Origin of the sequence: Haloferula sargassicola (assembly GCF_040362925.1) — a bacterium.
GTDB classification, from domain to species: domain Bacteria; phylum Verrucomicrobiota; class Verrucomicrobiia; order Verrucomicrobiales; family Akkermansiaceae; genus Haloferula; species Haloferula sargassicola.
Window position 1 is genome coordinate 83,088 of record NZ_BAABRI010000016.1, and the last position, 18,753, is coordinate 101,840.

The 18,753-nt window shown below is 64.4% G+C and carries 12 protein-coding genes; 10 read left to right on the forward strand and 2 right to left on the reverse strand.

Going from position 1 to position 18,753, the window contains the following annotated elements; translation table 11 throughout:
- Positions 1–33 precede the first annotated feature (33 nt).
- The 5 genes from ABXH26_RS14320 to ABXH26_RS14340 all read left to right on the forward strand — a co-directional run bounded on the left by ABXH26_RS14320 (position 34) and on the right by ABXH26_RS14340 (position 6,786).
- On the forward strand, positions 34–933 hold the full coding sequence (locus tag ABXH26_RS14320) for a glycosyltransferase (RefSeq protein WP_353567767.1): 900 nt from the start codon (positions 34–36) through the stop codon (positions 931–933).
- A gap of 115 nt (positions 934–1,048) precedes the next feature.
- The gene (locus tag ABXH26_RS14325) at positions 1,049–2,470 is read left to right on the forward strand and encodes a sugar transferase (RefSeq protein WP_353567768.1); all 1,422 of its coding nucleotides are present in this window, start codon (positions 1,049–1,051) and stop codon (positions 2,468–2,470) included.
- A gap of 53 nt (positions 2,471–2,523) precedes the next feature.
- Positions 2,524–4,491: an O-antigen ligase family protein gene (locus ABXH26_RS14330; protein ID WP_353567769.1), complete on the forward strand. Its 1,968-nt coding sequence runs from the start codon at positions 2,524–2,526 to the stop codon at positions 4,489–4,491.
- Between the two features lie 1,510 nt (positions 4,492–6,001).
- Positions 6,002–6,229, forward strand: a complete 228-nt coding sequence (locus ABXH26_RS14335; protein ID WP_353567770.1) for a DUF433 domain-containing protein — start codon at positions 6,002–6,004, stop codon at positions 6,227–6,229.
- A complete protein-coding gene (locus tag ABXH26_RS14340) occupies positions 6,226–6,786 on the forward strand; it encodes a DUF5615 family PIN-like protein (RefSeq protein ID WP_353567771.1) in 561 nt (186 codons plus the stop codon). The genes ABXH26_RS14335 and ABXH26_RS14340 overlap by 4 nt, the downstream gene beginning before the upstream one ends.
- Before the next feature lie 378 nt (positions 6,787–7,164).
- Here ABXH26_RS14340 and ABXH26_RS14345 read toward each other — a convergent pair whose 3' ends face one another.
- Positions 7,165–7,902 carry an exosortase-associated EpsI family protein gene (locus ABXH26_RS14345; RefSeq protein WP_353567772.1) on the reverse strand — a complete coding sequence of 246 codons (738 nt, stop codon included), beginning with the start codon at positions 7,900–7,902 and terminating at the stop codon, positions 7,165–7,167.
- Entirely contained in the window at positions 7,899–8,873 is a 975-nt protein-coding gene (locus ABXH26_RS14350; protein ID WP_353567773.1) for an exosortase/archaeosortase family protein, read from the reverse strand. Before ABXH26_RS14350 ends, ABXH26_RS14345 begins: the two co-directional genes overlap by 4 nt.
- Before the next feature lie 80 nt (positions 8,874–8,953).
- Between ABXH26_RS14350 and ABXH26_RS14355 the strand changes: the two genes are divergently transcribed.
- The 5 genes from ABXH26_RS14355 to ABXH26_RS14375 all read left to right on the forward strand — a co-directional run bounded on the left by ABXH26_RS14355 (position 8,954) and on the right by ABXH26_RS14375 (position 18,472).
- On the forward strand, positions 8,954–9,880 hold the full coding sequence (locus ABXH26_RS14355; RefSeq protein ID WP_353567774.1) for a ribose-phosphate diphosphokinase: 927 nt from the start codon (positions 8,954–8,956) through the stop codon (positions 9,878–9,880).
- A 1,363-nt stretch (positions 9,881–11,243) separates the two neighbouring features.
- Positions 11,244–12,470 carry a hypothetical protein gene (locus ABXH26_RS14360; protein WP_353567775.1) on the forward strand — a complete coding sequence of 409 codons (1,227 nt, stop codon included), beginning with the start codon at positions 11,244–11,246 and terminating at the stop codon, positions 12,468–12,470.
- A 163-nt stretch (positions 12,471–12,633) separates the two neighbouring features.
- On the forward strand, positions 12,634–13,449 hold the full coding sequence (locus ABXH26_RS14365) for an SLBB domain-containing protein (RefSeq protein WP_353567776.1): 816 nt from the start codon (positions 12,634–12,636) through the stop codon (positions 13,447–13,449).
- 66 nt (positions 13,450–13,515) lie between these two features.
- Positions 13,516–15,705, forward strand: coding sequence for a polysaccharide biosynthesis tyrosine autokinase (locus ABXH26_RS14370; RefSeq protein ID WP_353567777.1), 2,190 nt, complete (start codon positions 13,516–13,518; stop codon positions 15,703–15,705).
- Between the two features lie 877 nt (positions 15,706–16,582).
- Positions 16,583–18,472: a tyrosine-protein kinase domain-containing protein gene (locus ABXH26_RS14375; RefSeq protein WP_353567778.1), complete on the forward strand. Its 1,890-nt coding sequence runs from the start codon at positions 16,583–16,585 to the stop codon at positions 18,470–18,472.
- Positions 18,473–18,753: the final 281 nt, after the last annotated feature.

Here is an 18,753-nt window from a genome sequence, read left to right on the forward strand (position 1 = left end):
TGGATGGCCCCACCTGCCCCGGCTGCCAACGACATGAAAATCGCTGCCGTTTTCGCCACCATGAACCGCCGGGATACGGCGGAGACCTGCCTCCGTCGGCTCGCGGGGCAGACGCGTCCGCCGGACCTGGTGGTGGTGGCCGACAACGCCTCCACCGATGGCACCCTCGAGGCCCTGAAGTCGCTTCCGGCGCTGTCCTTTCCGCTGGAAATCCTGGAGCTGGGGGAAAACCGCGGCAACGCCGGTGGGATCGAGGCCGCCATGGAGCGGGCCTTCGACCTCGGCTCGGAGGCCGTCTGGATCCTCGACGATGACTCATGGCCCGAGCCGGACGCCTTGGAGCGCCTGCTCGATCCCGCCGGTCCGGCCGAAGGGATCCGTAGCAGCCTGGTGGTCGATCCCGCCACGGGACGGCCCAGCTGGCCTTTTCAAGTGATGATCGGCGGGGACTGGTCGCTGGTCACCGAGGTGCCCGCGGGCTCCGATTGGTTGCGGGTGCGCCGCTCCTGGCTGGGCGTGCTGGTGCCACGAGGGCTCAGAGATCGGATCGGGCCCGTCCTCGGCGATCTCTTCCTGCGTGGGGAGGATGAGGATTACCCACGGCGCATTGAGGCCGCCGGGGTGGCGGTGCATCTCGCCACCCGCTCGGTGCTCCATCATCCGCCGGGAGGCCGGCTGCACCATGGGCGCTTCTTCGGCAGGACGGTCGCCTTGGAGGCGGACCTCCCCGCTGCGAAGCTCTATTACCGGCTCCGCAACAGCTGGTGGCTGACCCGCCGCGACCAAGGCCTTCCGGCAGCGGCCGTGCTGGTGGCCTGTCACGGGTGGCTGCTGCTACGCCATCAGCGTCCGCTGGGGGAGGGGCTGCATGGTGCGGCGCGGGCCTTGGCCGATGCCTTCCGCGACCGGCTGGGGCGGCGCGATGACCTGTGAAGCCCCCCACGGGGGCGGAAAAACAGCAGGTGACGATGGGGTGACGGGCGACTTTTAAAGTGACTTCCCCGGCTGCCTTGGCTATCCGCTGGCGCGAGGTGATTTTGGTAAAGCAATGACGGTCAACCGGAAAGAGGCCTTTTCCATCCAGATCCTGCAGCTGGTGGATGCGGGGTTGGTGTGGCTGAGCCTGATGCTGGCCTCATGGCTTCGCCAGCCCCTGCGGCAACTGGCAGGGCAGGCACCCACCGAGGCGGCCGGGCTCGAGCAAATGACCTGGGTGCTTTTCGTGGCCATCCCCTTCACCCCGCTGGTTCTCGAGTTCTTCCGCTTCTACCGTCGCCAACGCACCAAATCGACGATCTCTTCGGTCACCCAGCTGCTGAGGGCACTTCTGGTCATGGGGCTTGCGCTGGGCATGATTGCCTTGTTCGCCCGGCCTTTGGAAGGCGAGCACTTCGGGGCCAGCCGCCTCATCCTTGCCATCGGTTCAGGGATTGCCTTTGCGCTCCTGTTCGTCCGCGATCGTGCCCTCACGCACTACCTCCGCAATCGGAAGGTACGCGATGGAATGAAGGAGAGGATCATTCTCGCCGGGTCTCCCCAGGAGATCGAAAGCTTTGAAAGCGAGATCGAGGAGGAAACGATGGAGGGCTGGCTGGTGGTCGATCGCTTCGATATGGAGGAGCGGTCGGTTGATGATCTCTACCACGTCCTCAAGCAGCATTCGGTGGAGCGGGTCATCTTCGCCGCGGGCGATACCTCCTTCGAACGCATCTCCCGGGCCATCGAGGCCTGCGAACTCCAAGGCGTCGAGGCCTGGATTGGAGCCTCGTTCATCCGCACCCAGATCGCGCGGCCGACTTTCGACCTCGTCGGCGACCAGCCGATGTTGGTGCTTCGTTCGACGCCCGAGCTTTCCTGGGAGCTGGCCATGAAGTCCGCTCTCGACCGGATCGGGGCGCTCCTGCTGATCATCGCCACCTCGCCCCTCTGGGTGTTCGCCTGGATGGGGATCAAAATGTCCAGTCCGGGGGCGCCGGCGTTCTTCCCTCAGAAGCGTGCCGGCCGCTACGGGAAGCCCTTCAAAATGTGGAAGTTTCGAACCATGGTCCCCGATGCGGAGGCCTTGCTCGACAAGATCAAGGCCGAGCACGGCAACGAGATGGGGGGGCCGGTCTTCAAGCTTCAGCGCGACCCCAGGATTTTTCCCTTCGGTGCCTTCCTGCGCAAGGTGAGCATCGATGAACTGCCCCAGCTTCTCAACGTGGTCACCGGCGACATGAGCCTCGTCGGTCCGCGACCCCTGCCACTCTACGAGGTCGAGGCGTTCGAAAAGTCCGCGCACCGCCGCCGGCTCAGCGTCAAGCCCGGCATCACCTGCGAATGGCAGGCGGGAGGGCGCAACCGCATCTCGTCCTTCGAGGAATGGGTCCGCATGGACCTGGAATACATCGACAACTGGTCGTTCTGGCTGGACCTGAAGATCCTGGTCAAAACGATTCCCGCCGTCCTTTTCGGAAAAGGAGCGGCGTGACCTCATCCACCCCCTGCTTGCCGACCGGGATCCGGTCGGCTTTTTTTGTGCCCATGCGATTCGCGATGGTCAGCCTGCTGTTGGGCCTTCTTGCCGTGCTTCTTTTTGGAGCGATGACCCTTGCATGGACCTGGGGCCCGGCTCTGCTTTGCCTCGGTCTCGCCCTGGCTGCCACGACGGCTTGTCGGCCTTCGTACCGGTTTTCAAGGGTGCTGACCGTGGTCGTTTTCCTGGCCTCGTTGTGGTTGGCGTGGGTGATGTTGAACTCCCCGGTTGCCGAGGATGCCCGGACCGATGCGGTGCTGGCGTTGGCGGCATTGGCGACGGCTTGGACAGTGGCCCGTTTCGATGTCCGTCACCCCGCCTTCGTCTGGCTCCCCATCGGCCTGAGTGTCCTTGTCTTGATCAACGCCGCCTTGGCATTCGCCCAGTGGTTTGATCCCTCCATCGCCTGGCCCCGGTCCGAGAGGCCGGAAATCAAGCCCAGCGGCCTTTTTGGGCACTACAACTACTTTGCCAACTTCATCATCGGGTGCGGCCTGTTCTGCGCGCCGCGGATCGTTTTCTCGGGCGATCGGGCGTGGCAACGCACGCTTTACGCGCTGGCCCTGCTTTCCGTCGTGGTGGCGGTCCCGCTCTCGGGTTCCCGCGGCGGGCTCCTCGGCCTCTTGGCGGGGGGAGGGGTCATGTTCGGCGCTGCCGCGATGGTCGCCTGGAGAACCAGGCGCCGCGGGGTTCTTATCGCGGCCGGTATCGCGCCGGTCATCTGCCTTCTCGGGTTTCTCGCTTCGTGGAAGTACTTTCGTGGCACGGAAAGCGAGCAGATCACCAATGCGGATGTCCGCCGGACATTCGACAACTCCAGCCGGATCGATTGGTACGATGTGGCCTTGCGGGCGATTTCCGATCACCCATTCACGGGAGGAGGGAGCCGTTCGATCTCTTGGGAGCGGAATTTCCACTGGGAACTTAGTGAGCATGGAGTTCCGCGGGAGAACGAGCCCTTCGTCCACAATGAGACCCTTCAGTTAACCACTGACTACGGTCTGGTCGGTCTCCTCCTCGTGGGTGGGACCGTTTTGACCGTGGTTTGCCTTGGGGTCGCTTCCTTGGTGCTTGGCGGGGAAAAGGACTCGGCTCGCGATCTTGACCCCATCTCCGTGGGCATCCTGGCCGCCTTGGCGGGAATGTTGGTGCAGTCGAACTTCAGCTTCGTTTTCCACCTCATGCCTTCGGTTTTGCTGCTCGGCATCTGGCTCGGGCTTGGGGGGAAGCTTCTTGGGAAGCCGCGCGCTGAATCCGCCGGAGGTCGGTTTCCCTCGCAGCTCGCAGCCGGGGTTTTGGCCTGCGTGATCCTGGGCACGGGCGTCGCATGCACCGCCGCCCTGGCCTACCTCTGGCCGGTGCTTGGGCGGCGGGATAACCTTCTCGCAAGCCGTCCCACCGAGGCGTGGGACCGACTCGAACAGGCATCCCGGTGGTGGCCGAGCTGGCGGATCGCACAGATTCAAGCGAACACGGCCCGAAGAATCGCGGATCGTTCCGACCTTGATGCGGCCGACCGTTGGAAGTGGTACGGGATCGCCCGGGAATCGTATGCCGATGCGATCAGGCGGCATCCTTTGAATGCTGCCTTGCGAGTAAACTATGCCAATACGCTCTCGATTCTTCGGGAGGACCGGGAAGCGGAACATGAGTTTGAGAAGGCGCTGGAGCTGGAAGGCCACCTCGAGTCGGTCTTCAACGCCCGATACTATTACGCGCTTCATCTCCACGATGCGGCCCTCAGGGAGTGGAACGAGCGTCGCTCTGGACGAGCCATGGCGATGCTGATGGCTGCCCAGGCCCTGATGGCGGAGGCGCTTGAAGAAGGTCCCATCTGGACGTTTCCCAGGGACTTCAAACCGCTGGGAGCGAGAATCGCCAAGGTGAAGGCCTTTCTCGACAAGGCCTCCATCCGCCCCGACGGCTGGCAACGCCCCACGAAAGCCGATGGCAAGCCGAACTCCCCGAACCCATGATCGAAAGGAGCGGCGCGCCTGCGGCCGCCGACCTGCCGAGCCCGCCCCGTCCCATCATCCCCGAACCACCTGCCAACCTACGCCCCGTGATCAACGACCAAGCACAGGTGTCCGTTGTCCGTGGTCCGTTGTCGAAAGGAGCGGCGTGCCTGTGGCCGCCGACCTGCCGAGCCCGCCTCGTCCAGCGTCCCCGAGCCACCTGTCAACCTACGGCTCGGGATTAACGTCCGTTGTCCGTTGTCCGTTGTCGAAAGGAGCGGCGTGCCTGTGGCCGCCGTCCTCCGAGCCGGCCTCGCCCCAGCCTCCTCGAACCACCCGCCAACCCACGGCTCGGGATCCCAACACCGGAGTCCTTGGTCCGTGGTCCAACGTCCTTGGTCTGAAAAGGCGAGGCCCTTGGGTGGCCGGTGCCTCGTGCATGGTTCTTGGTGCTTCGTGCGAAAAGGAGAGGCACTTGGGCCTGCGGCCCGTCCTATGTCCTTGGTCCAAGGTCCGTGGTCCGAAGAGGAAAGGCATTTGGGCCTGCGGCCTGTCCGTGGTCCTTGGTCCAAGGTCCGTGGTCCGTGGTCCGAAGAGGAAAGGCATTTGGGCCTGCGGCCTGTCCGTGGTCAGCTCGTAGAGGATTGCGCCACGCGCTTTCCACGAGCGGAGGATTGGCATCGCCAACGAGCTAGCGCTTGAAGGGCGCCGTGCCCGACTCCAAGCGCCTCTACGACAACGGACCAAGGACAACGGACCAAGGACGACGGACGACGGACAGCATTGCAGGTAGGGTCGAGCGCCCTCGCTCGACCGGGCCCATGGATCGCGCATGCTGAGCCCACCCCGCGCGAGGCCCGTCACGCCTGCAACCCGCATCGAGGCAAACCCGCCGCGACCCCCTGACGTGTCCTCGCGCGCGCGCGGTCGAGCGAGCCTACGACCGCGGCATCCGCGAGGGCCGCCGCCAACGTGTCCTCGCGCGCGCGCGGTCGAGCGAGATGGCGGACGATGAGGCGGTAGCGGCCGGGGAGGACGTGTCCTCGCGCGCGCGCGGTCGAGCGAGGTGGGTATCCGCGGAAGTCTGAGAAAGCGCCTTCACGTGTCCTCGCGCGCGCGGTCGAGCGAGGGCGCTCGTCCCTACCTTTCCGTGTCTTCCGCGTATTCCGTGGTCGGATTTCGCTGTTTTCGACCCTTTCGTTGTTCCCATCACGACGGTAGCCGGTAGCCGGTAGCCGGTAGCCGGTAGCCGGTAGCCGGTAGCCGGTAGCCGGTAGCCGGTAGCCGGTAGCCGGTAGCAGGGAGCAGGGAGCAGGGAGCAGGGAGCAGGGAGCAGGGAGCAGGGAGCACAGCGGCAAAGCCGCATTCAGCGTTTCAGTTTTCAGTTTTCAGCGTTTCAGTTTTTGCCTTCGGACCAAGGACGGCGGCGCAGCCGCCTCCACCAAGCAACGTGGGAGCTTTCCAACTGTTGCTCGAAGACCGGGGTTTTCCGGAACGTTGACCGTCTGATCTCCATCGATTAGCCTGCCGTATGGAAAACAGCCACCCACGCATCACCATCGAGCCGGGCAAGCGGGGAGGGAAGCCTTGCATCCGTGGCCTGCGCATCACCGTCTACGACGTGCTGGGATGGCTTGCTTCGGGCATGAGCAACGCCGAAATCCTTGAAGATTTTCCCGACCTGGCTCCAGAGGACCTTCAGGCCGCCTTGGCTTTCGCGGCCGATCGCGAACACCACGTGGTGGCTGTCTCGGCATGAGGCTGCTGCTCGATCAGAATCTGAGCCATCGCCTGATCGCAGCGTTGCACGATCTTTTTCCGGCTGCACTGCACGTCCGTCAGATCGGGATGGCCGAGTCAGACGATCTCGCCATTTGGGAATACGCCAAAGCTCATCAACTCGTCATTGTCACTCAGGACTCTGATTACTCCGACTGGAACAAACTGCGCGGAGCCCCTCCGAAGATCGTCTGGCTGCGATGCGGCAATGCCTCAGTGGAGCAGATCCGCGGCAAAGCCGCATTCAGCGTTTCAGTTTTCAGTTTTTGCCTTCGGACCACGGACCACGGACCACGGACCACGGACCAAGGACCAAGGACCAAGGACCAAGGACCACGGACCACGGACCACGGACCACGGACCACGGACCACGGACCACGGACCACGAACAGCATTGCAGGTAGGGACGAGCGCCCCCGCTCGTCCGGCCCATGGCCCGCACGCGCCCAGCCCCATCCCGCGCGAAGCCCTTCGCCTGCAAGCCGCATAAAGAGCCAAACCCCCGCGACTCCCTCACGACTTCCCGCGCGCGGTTGAGCGAGGGCGCTCGTCCCTACCATTCCGTGTCTTCCGCGTATTCCGTGGTCAAATTTCGTCTTTTTCGACCCTTTCGTTGTTCCTCCAGCCGCCCAACCCCGGCCGCAGGCCCAACTGCCTTTCCTCTTCCGACCCCGGACAACGGACCCCGGACAACGGACTCCGGTGTTGGAATCCCGAGACGTGGGTTGTCGGGTGGTTCGAGGAGGCTGGGACGAGGCGGGCTCGGCACGTCGGCGGCCTCAGGCACGCCGCTCCTTTCGACTACGGACCAAGGACTTGCCCTCGCTGCGCTCACGCCATGCCAATTTGGCTTCGCATGGGTAGAGGGTCGCTATCGCTCCCGCCGCATTCGGACCACGGACCACCATCCACCATCTACCCCCCGATCATCGACCAGTCGATGTTCGTCACCGCCAGCTTCGAAAGGAGCTGGCGGATTTTTTTGTCCGAATCCTCGAGCGGCAGCAGCGGGGCGCCGGACTGGTGCTCCGCCTCGGCCGTATAGGGCATGGTCACGCTCACGTAGGCCCATGACTGGGCCTGGCCCTTCAGCACCCGGTCCTTGATGTCGATCAGCGTCCGCTCGGTGTGGCTCTCGGTGATCCGGGCGTGACCGACGAAAAAGTAGTAGGTCACGCAGTTGCGCGTGATCATCTTCCGGCCGTCCGGCGTTTCCACCGCCACGTCCTGCTTGGAAAGGATGCGCGTCACCGGCACCGCGCCCCCGTTCGGCAGCTCCAGCATGCTGCGGGAGCTCTGCAGGCCGTGGTGCCCCTGCGCCGGCATGCAGCGCTCCGGGCGGTGGATCGAGTTCGCCAGGTCGTAGCCGGACATCACCACCGAGAGGTCCACGTAATCCGTGGGCGAGCGGCCGAAGATGTAGGAAAACTCCTCGGATCGCGGCAGCGCGCACTGCGCCTTCGCGAAGCGGGTGTCCTTGGCCAGGATCTTGAGTTCCTTTTCCGAGGGCGGGTAGGTCTCCATCGACCACTGGCCGAGGTAGTCCGGCAGGTCCAGGCTCATCGCGCTGTCCACCTCCTTGAAGTCGGGGAGGAAGAAGATCATCGAAAAGCCCGCCGTGAGCAGGCCGAGCAGCAGCAGCGAGCGCTTCATGTCTCGGCCGAGAGTTGTTTCCGCACCACCCGCCGGCGCTGCGGTTTCATGAACTTGAACAGCGGCTGCCCGCCCTCCAGCAGGGTGTGGAAGCCGAGCAGCAGCGCCAGCGAGATCGGGTAGAAAATCACCAGCCCGGCCCAGTCGTGCCAGGTGTGGATGGCGAAATGCGGGTCGCCATACTCGGCGATCAGGAAGATCGAGGTCAGCCGCAGGGTGTTGCCGATGATCGCCAGCGGAAACGCGGACAGGCACAGCAGCGCCTTTTTCCACAGGCTCATCTTCGAAAGGTAGGCCCACACGCTGGAGATCAGGATCAGCGCCATCAGCGAGCGGATCCCGCTGCAGCCGTCATCGATTTCCAGCGGATCCCACTTGTCGGTCAGCGAGGCGATCTGGGTGCCGCGCACCTCCGTCTCGATCCCCAGCCAGCCGCAGCCCACCGACGCCAGCTTGGTCGAGAGGATCTGCAGCTTGGTCGTCGCCTGCTGGAACTGGGGCAGGGGGATGGAAAGCCACAACACGAACAGGGGAAAGAAGGTCAGCACCGCCACCCGCCAGCCGTAGAGGAACCAGGCCGAGCCCCACAGGATCATCGGCAGCCCGCCGATCGCCAGCCGTGCCTGCCCGGTGCGGTAGGACAGCACGAAGAACATCACCCCCGCCATCGCCACCGCCAGGCCGAGCCAGGTGCCCTTGTCGAGGGCGCCCGCCGCCGCCCGGCGCAGCCGCTTCCACTGCCAGGCCAGCAGCCCTACGGTGATGATCGGCACCAGGAAGCCGTGCTCGAAGTCGTTTTCGCTGTTCCAGGTGGATTGCAGCCACGCCAGCGGCGATTGCTTCTGCGCGGGCCCGAAGTTCGGCAGGATGCCGTAGAAGATCGCCACCAGCAGCCCGATCAAGGCCGGGCCGATCCAGTCCGCCGGGCGGATCGGGGCCGGGGGTGCGAGGTTTTCCGAGGGCTTTTCCATCGCGTGTCGGGATGCAGGGTTGCCGACCCGATCCGGGCTGTCAACAATCCCCGGCCTCGCGACCTCGCGCCATTTCGCCCATGAAGCTGATCAGTGGAACCGCCCACCGGACCCTTTCCGAAGCCATCGCCAACGAACTCGGCACCCGCCTAGCGAACGTCCACGTCACCGCTTTCCCGGACGGCGAGACCTTCGTGAAAATCAACGAGAACATCCGTGGGGCCGATGTTTTCATCATCCAGCCGACCTGCCCGCCGACGAATCACAACGTCATGGAGCTGCTGATCATGGTCGATGCCGCCCGCCGCGCCTCCGCCGGCCGCATCACCGCCGTGATGCCCTTTTTCGGCTACGCCCGCCAGGATCGCAAGGACCAGCCGCGCGTCCCCATCACCGCCAAGCTGGTCGCCAACCTGCTCACCTCCGCCGGCGTCGACCGCGTCCTCACCATGGACCTCCACGCCCCGCAGATCCAGGGTTTCTTCGATATTCCGGTCGATCACCTCTACGCCAAGCCCGCCCTCATCGGCTACATCCGGGAACAGGTCGGCGACCCCGCCGGCCTCACCGTTGTCTCGCCCGATGTCGGCGGTGTCAAGATGGCCCGCGCTTACGCCGATGCCATCGGCGCCGAGCTGGCCATCGTGGCCAAGCACCGCGTCAGCGCGACCAAGGTCGAGGCCATGAACGTCATCGGCGAGGTCAAGGGCCGGGACGTCATGCTCGTCGATGACATGACGGAAACCGCCGGCACCCTCTGTGCGGCGGCGGAAATCCTGGCCCAGCACGGGGCCAAGCGGATCTATGCCGGCGTCTCCCACGCCGTCCTCGGCGAGCTGGGCCGCCAGCGGATCAAGGATTCCGCCATCGAGAGCATCATCACCACCGACTCCGTCCCTCAGGCCGCCGGGGAAAAGGTCCACATCTGCAGCATCGCCAGCCTTTTGGGCGAAGCCATCCGCCGCATCGCCGGCGGCCAATCGGTCACCTCGCTGTTCGAGGTGTAGGCGGCTTCGCAGTCGTCCGTGGTCCGTGGTCCGTTGTCCGTGGTCCAACGTCCTTGGTCCGTGGTCGAAAGGAGCGGCGTGCCTGTGGCCGCCGAGGTGCCGAGCCCGCCTCGTCCAGCGTCCCCGAACCACCTGTCAACCTACGGCTCGGGATTAACGTCCGTTGTCCGTGGTCGAAAGGAGCGGCGTGCCTGTGGCCGCCGTCTTCCGAGCCGGCCTCGCCCCAGCCTCCTCGAACCACCCGCCAACCCACGGCTCGGGATCCCAACACCGGAGTCCTTGGTCCGTGGTCCAACGTCCTTGGTCCGAAGAGGAGAGGCACTTGGGTGGCCGGTGCCTCGTGCGTGGTTCTTGGTGCTTCGTGCGAAAAGGCGAGGCGCTTGGGCCTGCGGCCCGTCCGTTGTCCTTGGTCCAAGGTCCGTGGTCGGTTCGTGAAGCTTTGCGCTCCGCGCCTTCCACGAGCGGAAGATAGGCAGTGCCAAAGAGCCTGCGCCTGAGGTGCGCCGCGTCCGACTCCAAGCACTTCTTCGACAACGGACCACGGACCACGGACAGCATTGCAGGTAGGGTCGAGCGCCCTCGCTCGACCGGCCCATGGATCGCGCCTGCTAAGCCTCATCCCCGCGCGAAGCACTCCACGCCTGCAAGCCGCATAGAGCCCAACCCGGCGACACCCTTACGTGTCCCCGCGCGCGGACGAGCGAGGGCGCTCGCCCCTACCTTCCGTGCCTTCCATGGTCAAATTTCGACGTTTTCGCCCATTTCGTTGTTCCCATCACTCAGTGAGCACGAAGCACAGCGGCAAAGCCGATTCAGCGTTTCAGTTTTTGCCTTCGGACCACGGACCACGGACTTGCCCTCGCTGTGCTCACGCCATGCCAATTTGGCTTCGCATGGGTAGAGGGTCGCTATCGCTCCCGCCGCATTCGGACCACGGACCAAGCACCAAGTACGCATCCCAGCCCATCGGCGCGGTTGAGCGAGGGCGCTCGACCCTACCTTTCCGTGCCTTCCGTGTATTCCGTGGTTAAATTTCGTCCCTTTCGACAGTTTCGTTGTTCCTCCAGCCGCCCAACCCCGGCCGCAGGCCCAACTGCCTTTCCTCTTCCGACCACGGACCACGGACCACGGACCACGGACCAAGGACCACGGACCACGGACCACGGACCACGGACGCAGCCGCCAACGCCCCAAGCACGCCGTCTCTCCATTTCAGCTTTCTGCGTGCGGCTCCGCATCCTCTACTTTCTTCAAGGTCCGTATTTCCCCGAATCCCCTTGGCTCAAGGGATCTGGCTGAGTGTCACCGACTTGCCCGCATTTTTCGCTTTGGGCGGCATGCGAATGGCTCTATGGCCTGCGCCATGGATTCCGTCCTTCCTCGTGTGCTCGTCGTCGCTGCTATGGCTTTCCCGCTCACTGCCCTCGCGCAGGACTTCGCCGAGCCCATCCCCGTCGAGGCACCCTCCGGGTTTCAGGAAATCCCCGGCACCGGCTCAGGCGCGCAGGATCTCGGCTACGATGCGCTCACCCGGGACTTCCTCGATGGCCTCAGCTATCAAATCGGGACCTCTCTTTTCTACGATTCGAATGTGACCAATGGCTCCGGCCTTCCCGGTTCGCCGGAGATCGATGACACCGCGTTCAGCGTTTCCCCCTCCATCGCCTATCGGACCCAGGGAAGCGAGTGGTGGTTTGCAGGAAATCTGGGAGGGAGCTATGCAGCGTATTTCGACAACTCGAACTTCAATGCTTCAAGCTACAGAATGGGTCTGAGCGGAGGCTACAAGGGTGCCCACCTGAGCGTCACCGGGAATGTCGGAATGGGCCACCAGGAGGGTGCCAATCGCTACGCCGGGGCGTATGTGGAGGAAGATACCTTCAATGCCGGCATCAATGCGAGCTATTCGATCAGCCCCAAGACCTCACTTCGATCGAGCTTAACGTACAGCAAACGCGAGGGAGGTGCTTTCGTCTCGGAAACCGAGGAGACACGCTTCGACCTCTCCGCCCTTTGGAAAGCCACCCCGCTCCTCCGAGTGGGCCCCGGCATCGGCTGGTCCTACTCCGATGGTGCCCGCCAAGTGGACCGCAGCGCGGTGCGCCCGTCGCTGAACGCCAGCTACCAACTTGCCAAGAAGGTCTCCATGACGACCAGCCTCGGCGTCGAGTTCGTCGAATACGGGGGTGTGGGAGGGTCCGACACAACCTTTAGCGGGAGCCTTGGCCTGAATTACCAAGCCAACGCCATCTGGGGCCTCAATCTCCAGTTTTATTCAGGCACCCAGGCGGATGGTTATACTCCAGGGGCTTATCGGGAAACCACCTCGGTCCGTCTCGGCTACCATCACAAGATCCGCCGGGCGATGTTCAATGCGGGCGTTCGCTGGGAATCGTCTGATCTCAAACGACCGGCAGGCGGGGCGATTTTGGGATCTTCGCAGGATTATTTCGGTTTCGATGCCTCTCTCGGGATCCCCGTGTTCTCCGAGCGTGCTTTTGGCAGCCTCTTCTACCAGTGGAGCGACCAGGACGGTGTCCGGAGCTTCCAGCGGAACGTCGTGGGCGTCAGCCTCACCAGCCGCTTCTGATTCGCCTGCCTGCTCACTTCATCGTTCGACGTCCGGTCGGCATGTGCCATGCTTGGAAGAACTTGACCCGGTTACCGATATCGTCGATGGAACCCATTGATCCTCATTTCCTTTGATTCTCGAAGGCGGTGCCGACACCCCACCATTCAATCTTTTGCTCCCGATGAATCGACTTTCCTCTTTCTTCGCCTTCTTTGCCCTTTCGGTCGCCTTCCTTTCCTCCGTGGGCACGGCCCAGAATGCTGTCCCCGTGCTCAAGGCGGACGACGTCGTCCGCCTCGAGGTCTTCGGGGAGGAAGATCTCACCACCGTCACCAAGGTCATGAAATCCGGCGAGGCGGTGTTTCCCCTGATCGGCGCCGTCGATGTGGCAGGGGTGACCCTGGAGGACACCATCGAGAAGGTGCGCAAGCTTTACGACGCCAAATACCTCGTCGATCCCAAGGTGCGGATCACCGTGGAGGAGTACGCCACTCAGTTTTTCTCGGTGATCGGCGCGGTCAATGCCCCCGGCCAGTTTCCCATGCCCCCGGCCGGCCGCATCGACCTTTCCGCTGCCCTGGCGACGGCGGGAGGCTTGGCGGAAAATGCCGACAAGAACCGGATTATGTTAACCCGGGCGGGTGGGGGATCGACCACCTACAGCCGCGCCCAAGCCGAGAACAGCTCCGCCATCCAGGTCCGCCCCGGCGACCGGGTGGTGGTTTCCCAGAGCGCCTACGTGGGGAAAACCATCACTGTGCTGGGGCAGGTCCGCAAACCCGGTCCCCAACCCTTGCCGGTGGATGGCCGGCTCGACGTTGTCAGCGCCATCGCCCAGGCCGGCGGCTTTACCGAGCTGGCCAACCCCAAGAAGGTCAGCGTCAATCGCCGCGGCCGCGTGACCACCCTCAATCTCCGTGAAATGACCGAGACCGGCAAGGATCGCTACTACCTGGAGCCGGACGACATCATCACGGTCGCCGAGCGATTTTTCTGATCCGGGCTTCCGGGTCGGCCACCGACCCATCCCGTCTCCCTCACATTTTCCCTACATTCTGACTGCATGCCATCCTTCGACGACTACCAGGACGACTTCGACGATTCCCACGACTTTGCGGCCAGCCGCGAGAAAACCAAGCGCCTGGTCCTCGATCTGGTCGGGCGCTGGTACTGGATCGTCCTCTTCCTCATTCTCGGCCTTCTCGGTTCGGCCTACTACCTTTCCAAGGCTCCCCGGCTCTACAAGGCCAGCTCGGCGGTCTTGATCAAGACCGCCACCGGCACCGTCATGGGCCGCACCGACCAGACCGAGGACATCGACCTGCGCAGTCTGGAGGCCATGAACACCGCGGCGGCGGAGATGTTCCGTCCGGAGCTGCTGGAAAAAATCGCCGCACGCTCCGAGATTCGCGACATCCCCGGCCTGATGCCGAAGCCGGTCAGCTACCTTCCCACTTGGATGGGCGGACCCGACGAGGAGGAACTTAAGGCACCCGCGGTTCCGCCGGTTCCGCAGCTCGCCGGCCTGATTTCAAATTGGATGGAGGTGGGCGTTCGCAAGGGGACTCGTCTCCTTGATATCACCGTCACCCACCCTACGCCGGAAGTGGCCAAGGCTATCGCCGACGCGGTCGCCCTCGGCTACATCGCCGAGTTGGAAGGAGATGTTTCGACCAGCCGCACGGGTGCCATCGAGGTCCTCGTCAACCAGTCGGAAGAAGCCCGCGAAAAGCTCCAATCGGCCCAGGGAGCCATCGCCGGCTACGCCCGCGCTTTGGAGGTCAAGGGATTGCTCGATGAGATGGAAGCCACCGTCAACCAACTGGAGCGCCGTTACCGTCCCGCCCACCCGAAAATGCAGGCGGCCCTGGCGGAGTTGGATCACCTCAAGGAGCGCTTCATCAAGGAGTTCGAGATCGCCCGCAGCGCCAGCACCGATCAGGCCTACTGGCAACGTGCCTCCAGCGAACTGCCGCCCATCGATGCTCCCGACGATGCCTACATGCGCGTCGCCCGCCAGTTGCTCCTCGCCCGCATTGGCGTGCTGAAGAGTGAGATCGATAGCCAGAACCAGGTCTTCAATGCCATGCTCACCCGTAAGGAGGAGAGCACGGTCAACAAGGAGGCCGAGGAGGCCAGCGCCGCGATCCACAGCCTCGCGAACCTGCCCGGCATCCCGGCCTCTCCCAAGGTCCCGACCGTCTACGGCATGGGAGGCGTTTGCGGTCTCGGGCTGGGCTTGGGCCTCGCACTGCTCTTGGTCCGCATCGACAACAAGTTCCACACCGTCGCTCAGGTCGAGGCGGAGACCGGCATGACCGTGCTGGCCTCCATTTCCCAGCTCAAGGAAGGCATTCTCGATGGCATCGTTTCCAAGCAGGAGAAAAAAACCAACCGCAACTCGCCCGACCACGAGGATGATTGGGATTCGACGATCGTGTTCCGCGAGCACCTGATGGAAACCAACTTCGCCGAGATGTACCGCGTGCTTCGCGCCTCCATCTCGCTCCTTGGTGATGAGAAAACCCGCAAGGTGACCGTGTTCACCAGCTCGATCCCGGGCGAAGGCAAGACCACGACTTCCGTCAACTACGCCCTGGCCGCCGCCGGCCAGGGCAAGAACGTCCTCCTCATCGATGCCGACCTGCGCAAGCCGGCCGTCCACAAGGAGTTCGGCCTCAAGCGTGACCACAACAGCTGCGGCGTTACCGAGATCCTTGCCGGTCAGGCCACCCTGCAGGATGCCGCCTTCAAGCTCTCCGGCGTGCCCAACCTCCACATCCTTCTCTCCGGGGTCCGCGCCCCCAACCCCGGCGAGCTTCTCAGCGGTCCCCGCCTCGAGCGTCTCTTGGAGGAGGCCCGCAAGTTCTTCGATGTCATCGTCCTCGATTCGGCCCCGCTTCTCGCCGTCCCGGACACCCGCATCATCGCCGCCCAGGTCGATAACCTATGCCTCGTCGTTCGGGCCGAATACACCCCTAAGGGCGCGGTGCGTCGCGTGCTGGAGGTGCTCAAGGAACAGCACACCCCGCCCGCCGGCCTGGTCTTCAACGGTTTCCTCGAAAAGCGCCGTCTGATTGGTTCCAACTACTCCTACGGCTACTACCGCTACGGCAAGTATGGCAGCGCCGGCAGCTACGGTTACGGGGCCTACGGCGGTTATGGCGCCTACGGTTCCGACGACGACGAACCCCGCAAAAAGAACCGCCGCAGGAAGCGCGCCTCCCGCCCCCGCGAAACGATCGAAAGCTGACGCTGGCGGCGACCTCCGTGGCCTGGAAAGGAGCGGCGTGCCTGCGGCCGCCGACCTGTTGAGCCCTCCTCGTCCCAGCATCCCGGAAACACCTGCCAACCTACGCCACGGGATCAACGACCAAGCACGGGAGTCCGTGGTCCAACGTTCTTGGTTCGAAAAGGAGAGGCACTTGGATGGCCAGGGCGTCGTGCGTGGTTCTTGGTGCTTCGTGCGAAGAGGAGAGGCACTTGGGCCTGCGGCCCGTCCTATGTCCTTGGTCCAAGGTCCGTGGTCCGAAGAGGAAAGGCATTTGGGCCTGCGGCCTGTCCGTGGTCAGCTCGTAGAGGATTGCGCCACGCGCTTTCCACGAGCGGAGGATTGGCATCGCCAACGAGCTAGCGCTTGAAGGGCGCCGTGCCCGACTCCAAGCGCCTCTACGACGACGGACCAAGGACGACGGACGACGGACAGCATTGCAGGTAGGGTCGAGCGCCCTCGCTCGACCGGTCCATGGCCCGCGCATGCCCAGCCTCATCTCCGCGCGAAGCACTCCACGCCTGCAAGCCGCATGGAGCCCATAGAGCCCAACACCCGCGACCCTTTGGCGTGTCCCCGCGCCCGGAAGAGCGAGGGCGCTCGTCCCTACCTTTCCGTGCCTTCCGCGTGTCCCGTGGTCAGATTTCGTCCTTTTCGCCGATTTCGTTGTTCCCATCGCCGGCAAACAATCTGCTTCACTCAATGACTGACGTTTCGTCTATCTTCCTCGACTCTCCCCCCCGGCATGGTCTCCGCTTCCCGCACCTTGGCATCCCCTGAAGCTTCGACGCGGGTCCGAAAAAGATCTTCCTGTTCCCCGTGGCTCCGCGGCCTCGGCCGACGTTGGTACTACCCCACCGTGTTCGCCGCTCTCGGCTTGGTGGCCACCCACGCCTACCTCGACCGGGCCCCGCAGCTTTACCGCACGCAATCGACTCTCCTCGTCAAGACCCGCACCGGGACCCTGCTCGGCGGGGGCCACGCCACGCCTGAGGAGATCGATCTTCGAAGCGTTGAGGCCCTCAACACCGCTGCCAGCCGGATCTTCACTCCCGAGGTGCTCCAGCGCGTGGCCTCCCGCCAGGAGGTTCGACGGCTTCCCGGGCTGATGCCGAGACCGACCGCGCTTCTCCCCCCCTGGCTGGGCGGTCCCGAGCTTGCCACGGATGCGGCTCCTCCGGTGCCGCCGCCCGCGCGGTTGGCCGCTATCCTGTCGAACTGGATGCAGGTTTCCGCCCGTCAGGACACCCGATTTCTCGATGTCGCGATCGTTCATCCGGATCCCCAAGTGGCGCGGACCCTCGCCGATGCCGTGGCCCACAGCTACCTCGATGGGCGGACCGAGGTCAGGCTCGCCGATCGGTCTGCCGCCCGTCGGTTGGTCCGGCGGGAAACCGAGCAGATCCGGGATCGGCTCCAAGCCGCCCAGCGCCTCCGGGCGGGCTATGCCCGGATGCTCGAACTCGGAACGGAACTCGACCAGCAGCAGGTCACCGTGTCCCTGCTCGGCCACCGCTATCGGGAGGCCCACCCGAAAATGAAGGATGCCTTGGAGGAGCAGGCCCGCCTCGCCCAGCGCTTCGTGACGGAATTCAAGCAGAGCCTCAAAAGAGGAGGGGACGAGGCCTATTGGCAGGATGTCGGGACGATCGAGACGGCGGACACAGCCGCGGAGGACGCCGAAACCATTCGGCGTCGCCTGCTGTCCCGCGCCGCCGCGCTTGCGGCCGAGGTCGAGGCCCTTACCGGCTCGCTGCAGGCCCTGATGAGTCGGGAGGGCGAGCTGGATCTCGAGTTGCAGGGCGATGGCATCGAGGTCGCCCTGCACTCACCCGCACCCTTGCCGGGACGTCCTATTGCACCCTGTCCTTCGCGAGCTTACGCGCTCGGTGGTGGAGGAGGGCTGGTTTGTGGACTTGTCCTGTCGCTCGGCATGGCCCGGTCGGACGAAAAAATCCGCACTCCCGCCCAGCTCGAAGCGGAGCTGGCCATCCCCTTGCTGGCCTCGGTCCCCGCCTTGAATGCCCAGCGGCTGCAGCGGATGGAGTCGCGGGCCGCCCGCGCGGATGGCCTTGGGGCTCCCGAGCATCAGTCGGAGTGGGATCCGCTGTTGGTTTTTCGACAGGGTCTTCACCGCTCGCCTCCCGCCGACCGCTATCGTCTCATCGAGACCCGGATCCACCTCTCGACCGAAGGCCTACGTTGCGTCGCCATCGCCAGCTCCCTTCCCGGCGAGGGGAAAACCACCACCTCAACCAATCTCGCGCTCGCCGCCGCCGACCGCGGCAAGCGCGTTCTCCTCATCGATGCCGACCTCCGCAAACCCGCGGTCCACACCGCCTTCGGCCTCGATCCCGACGTCACCGGCGCGGGCCTCACCGAAGTCCTGGCAGGCCAGTCCACGCTGGAGGAGGCCGTTCTCCCCTTGGCGGGGGTGCCGAGGCTCGACCTACTTCTCTCCGGCCAGCGCGCCCCCAACCCCGGCGAACTTCTCACGGGTCCGGGGATCGAAACCCTGCTTTCCGAGGCAGGCCAAGACTACGACCTCGTCGTTCTCGATACCGCTCCGCTTCTTCCCGTTCCCGATACCCGTCTCATCGCCCCTTGGGTGGACCGCCTCTACCTCGTGGTCCGCGCCGATCACACCCCGAAAGGAGCGGTCCAACACGCCATCAATCTCCTCATCCGCGCCCAAACCCCTGCTGCCGCCTGCATCCTCAACGCGGCGGGAAGGGAGAAGCTGCGATAGCGGAATCGGCCTCGCCGCGTCCGGGGTGCGGAAAGGAGCGGCGCGCCTGCGGCCGCCGACCCTTCGAGTGAGCAGGTAGCAGGTAGCAGGGAGCAGGGAGCAGGTAGCAGGTAGCAGGTAGCACGAAGCACAGCGGCAAAGCCGCATTCAGCGTTTCAGTTTTTGCCTTCGGACGACGGACCACGGACCACGGACCACGGACCACGGACCACGGACTTGCCCTCGCTGCGCTCACGCCATGCCAATTTGGTTTCGCGTAGGGGAATGGGTCACGAAGTTCC

Coding starts and splice junctions, on each gene's coding strand:
- ABXH26_RS14320 (WP_353567767.1), top strand. CDS start 34: ATGAAAATCGCTGCCGTTTTCGCCACCATGAACCGCCGGGATACGGCG.
- ABXH26_RS14325 (WP_353567768.1), top strand. CDS start 1,049: ATGACGGTCAACCGGAAAGAGGCCTTTTCCATCCAGATCCTGCAGCTG.
- ABXH26_RS14330 (WP_353567769.1), top strand. CDS start 2,524: ATGCGATTCGCGATGGTCAGCCTGCTGTTGGGCCTTCTTGCCGTGCTT.
- ABXH26_RS14335 (WP_353567770.1), top strand. CDS start 6,002: ATGGAAAACAGCCACCCACGCATCACCATCGAGCCGGGCAAGCGGGGA.
- ABXH26_RS14340 (WP_353567771.1), top strand. CDS start 6,226: ATGAGGCTGCTGCTCGATCAGAATCTGAGCCATCGCCTGATCGCAGCG.
- ABXH26_RS14345 (WP_353567772.1), bottom strand. CDS start 7,902: ATGAAGCGCTCGCTGCTGCTGCTCGGCCTGCTCACGGCGGGCTTTTCG.
- ABXH26_RS14350 (WP_353567773.1), bottom strand. CDS start 8,873: ATGGAAAAGCCCTCGGAAAACCTCGCACCCCCGGCCCCGATCCGCCCG.
- ABXH26_RS14355 (WP_353567774.1), top strand. CDS start 8,954: ATGAAGCTGATCAGTGGAACCGCCCACCGGACCCTTTCCGAAGCCATC.
- ABXH26_RS14360 (WP_353567775.1), top strand. CDS start 11,244: ATGGATTCCGTCCTTCCTCGTGTGCTCGTCGTCGCTGCTATGGCTTTC.
- ABXH26_RS14365 (WP_353567776.1), top strand. CDS start 12,634: ATGAATCGACTTTCCTCTTTCTTCGCCTTCTTTGCCCTTTCGGTCGCC.
- ABXH26_RS14370 (WP_353567777.1), top strand. CDS start 13,516: ATGCCATCCTTCGACGACTACCAGGACGACTTCGACGATTCCCACGAC.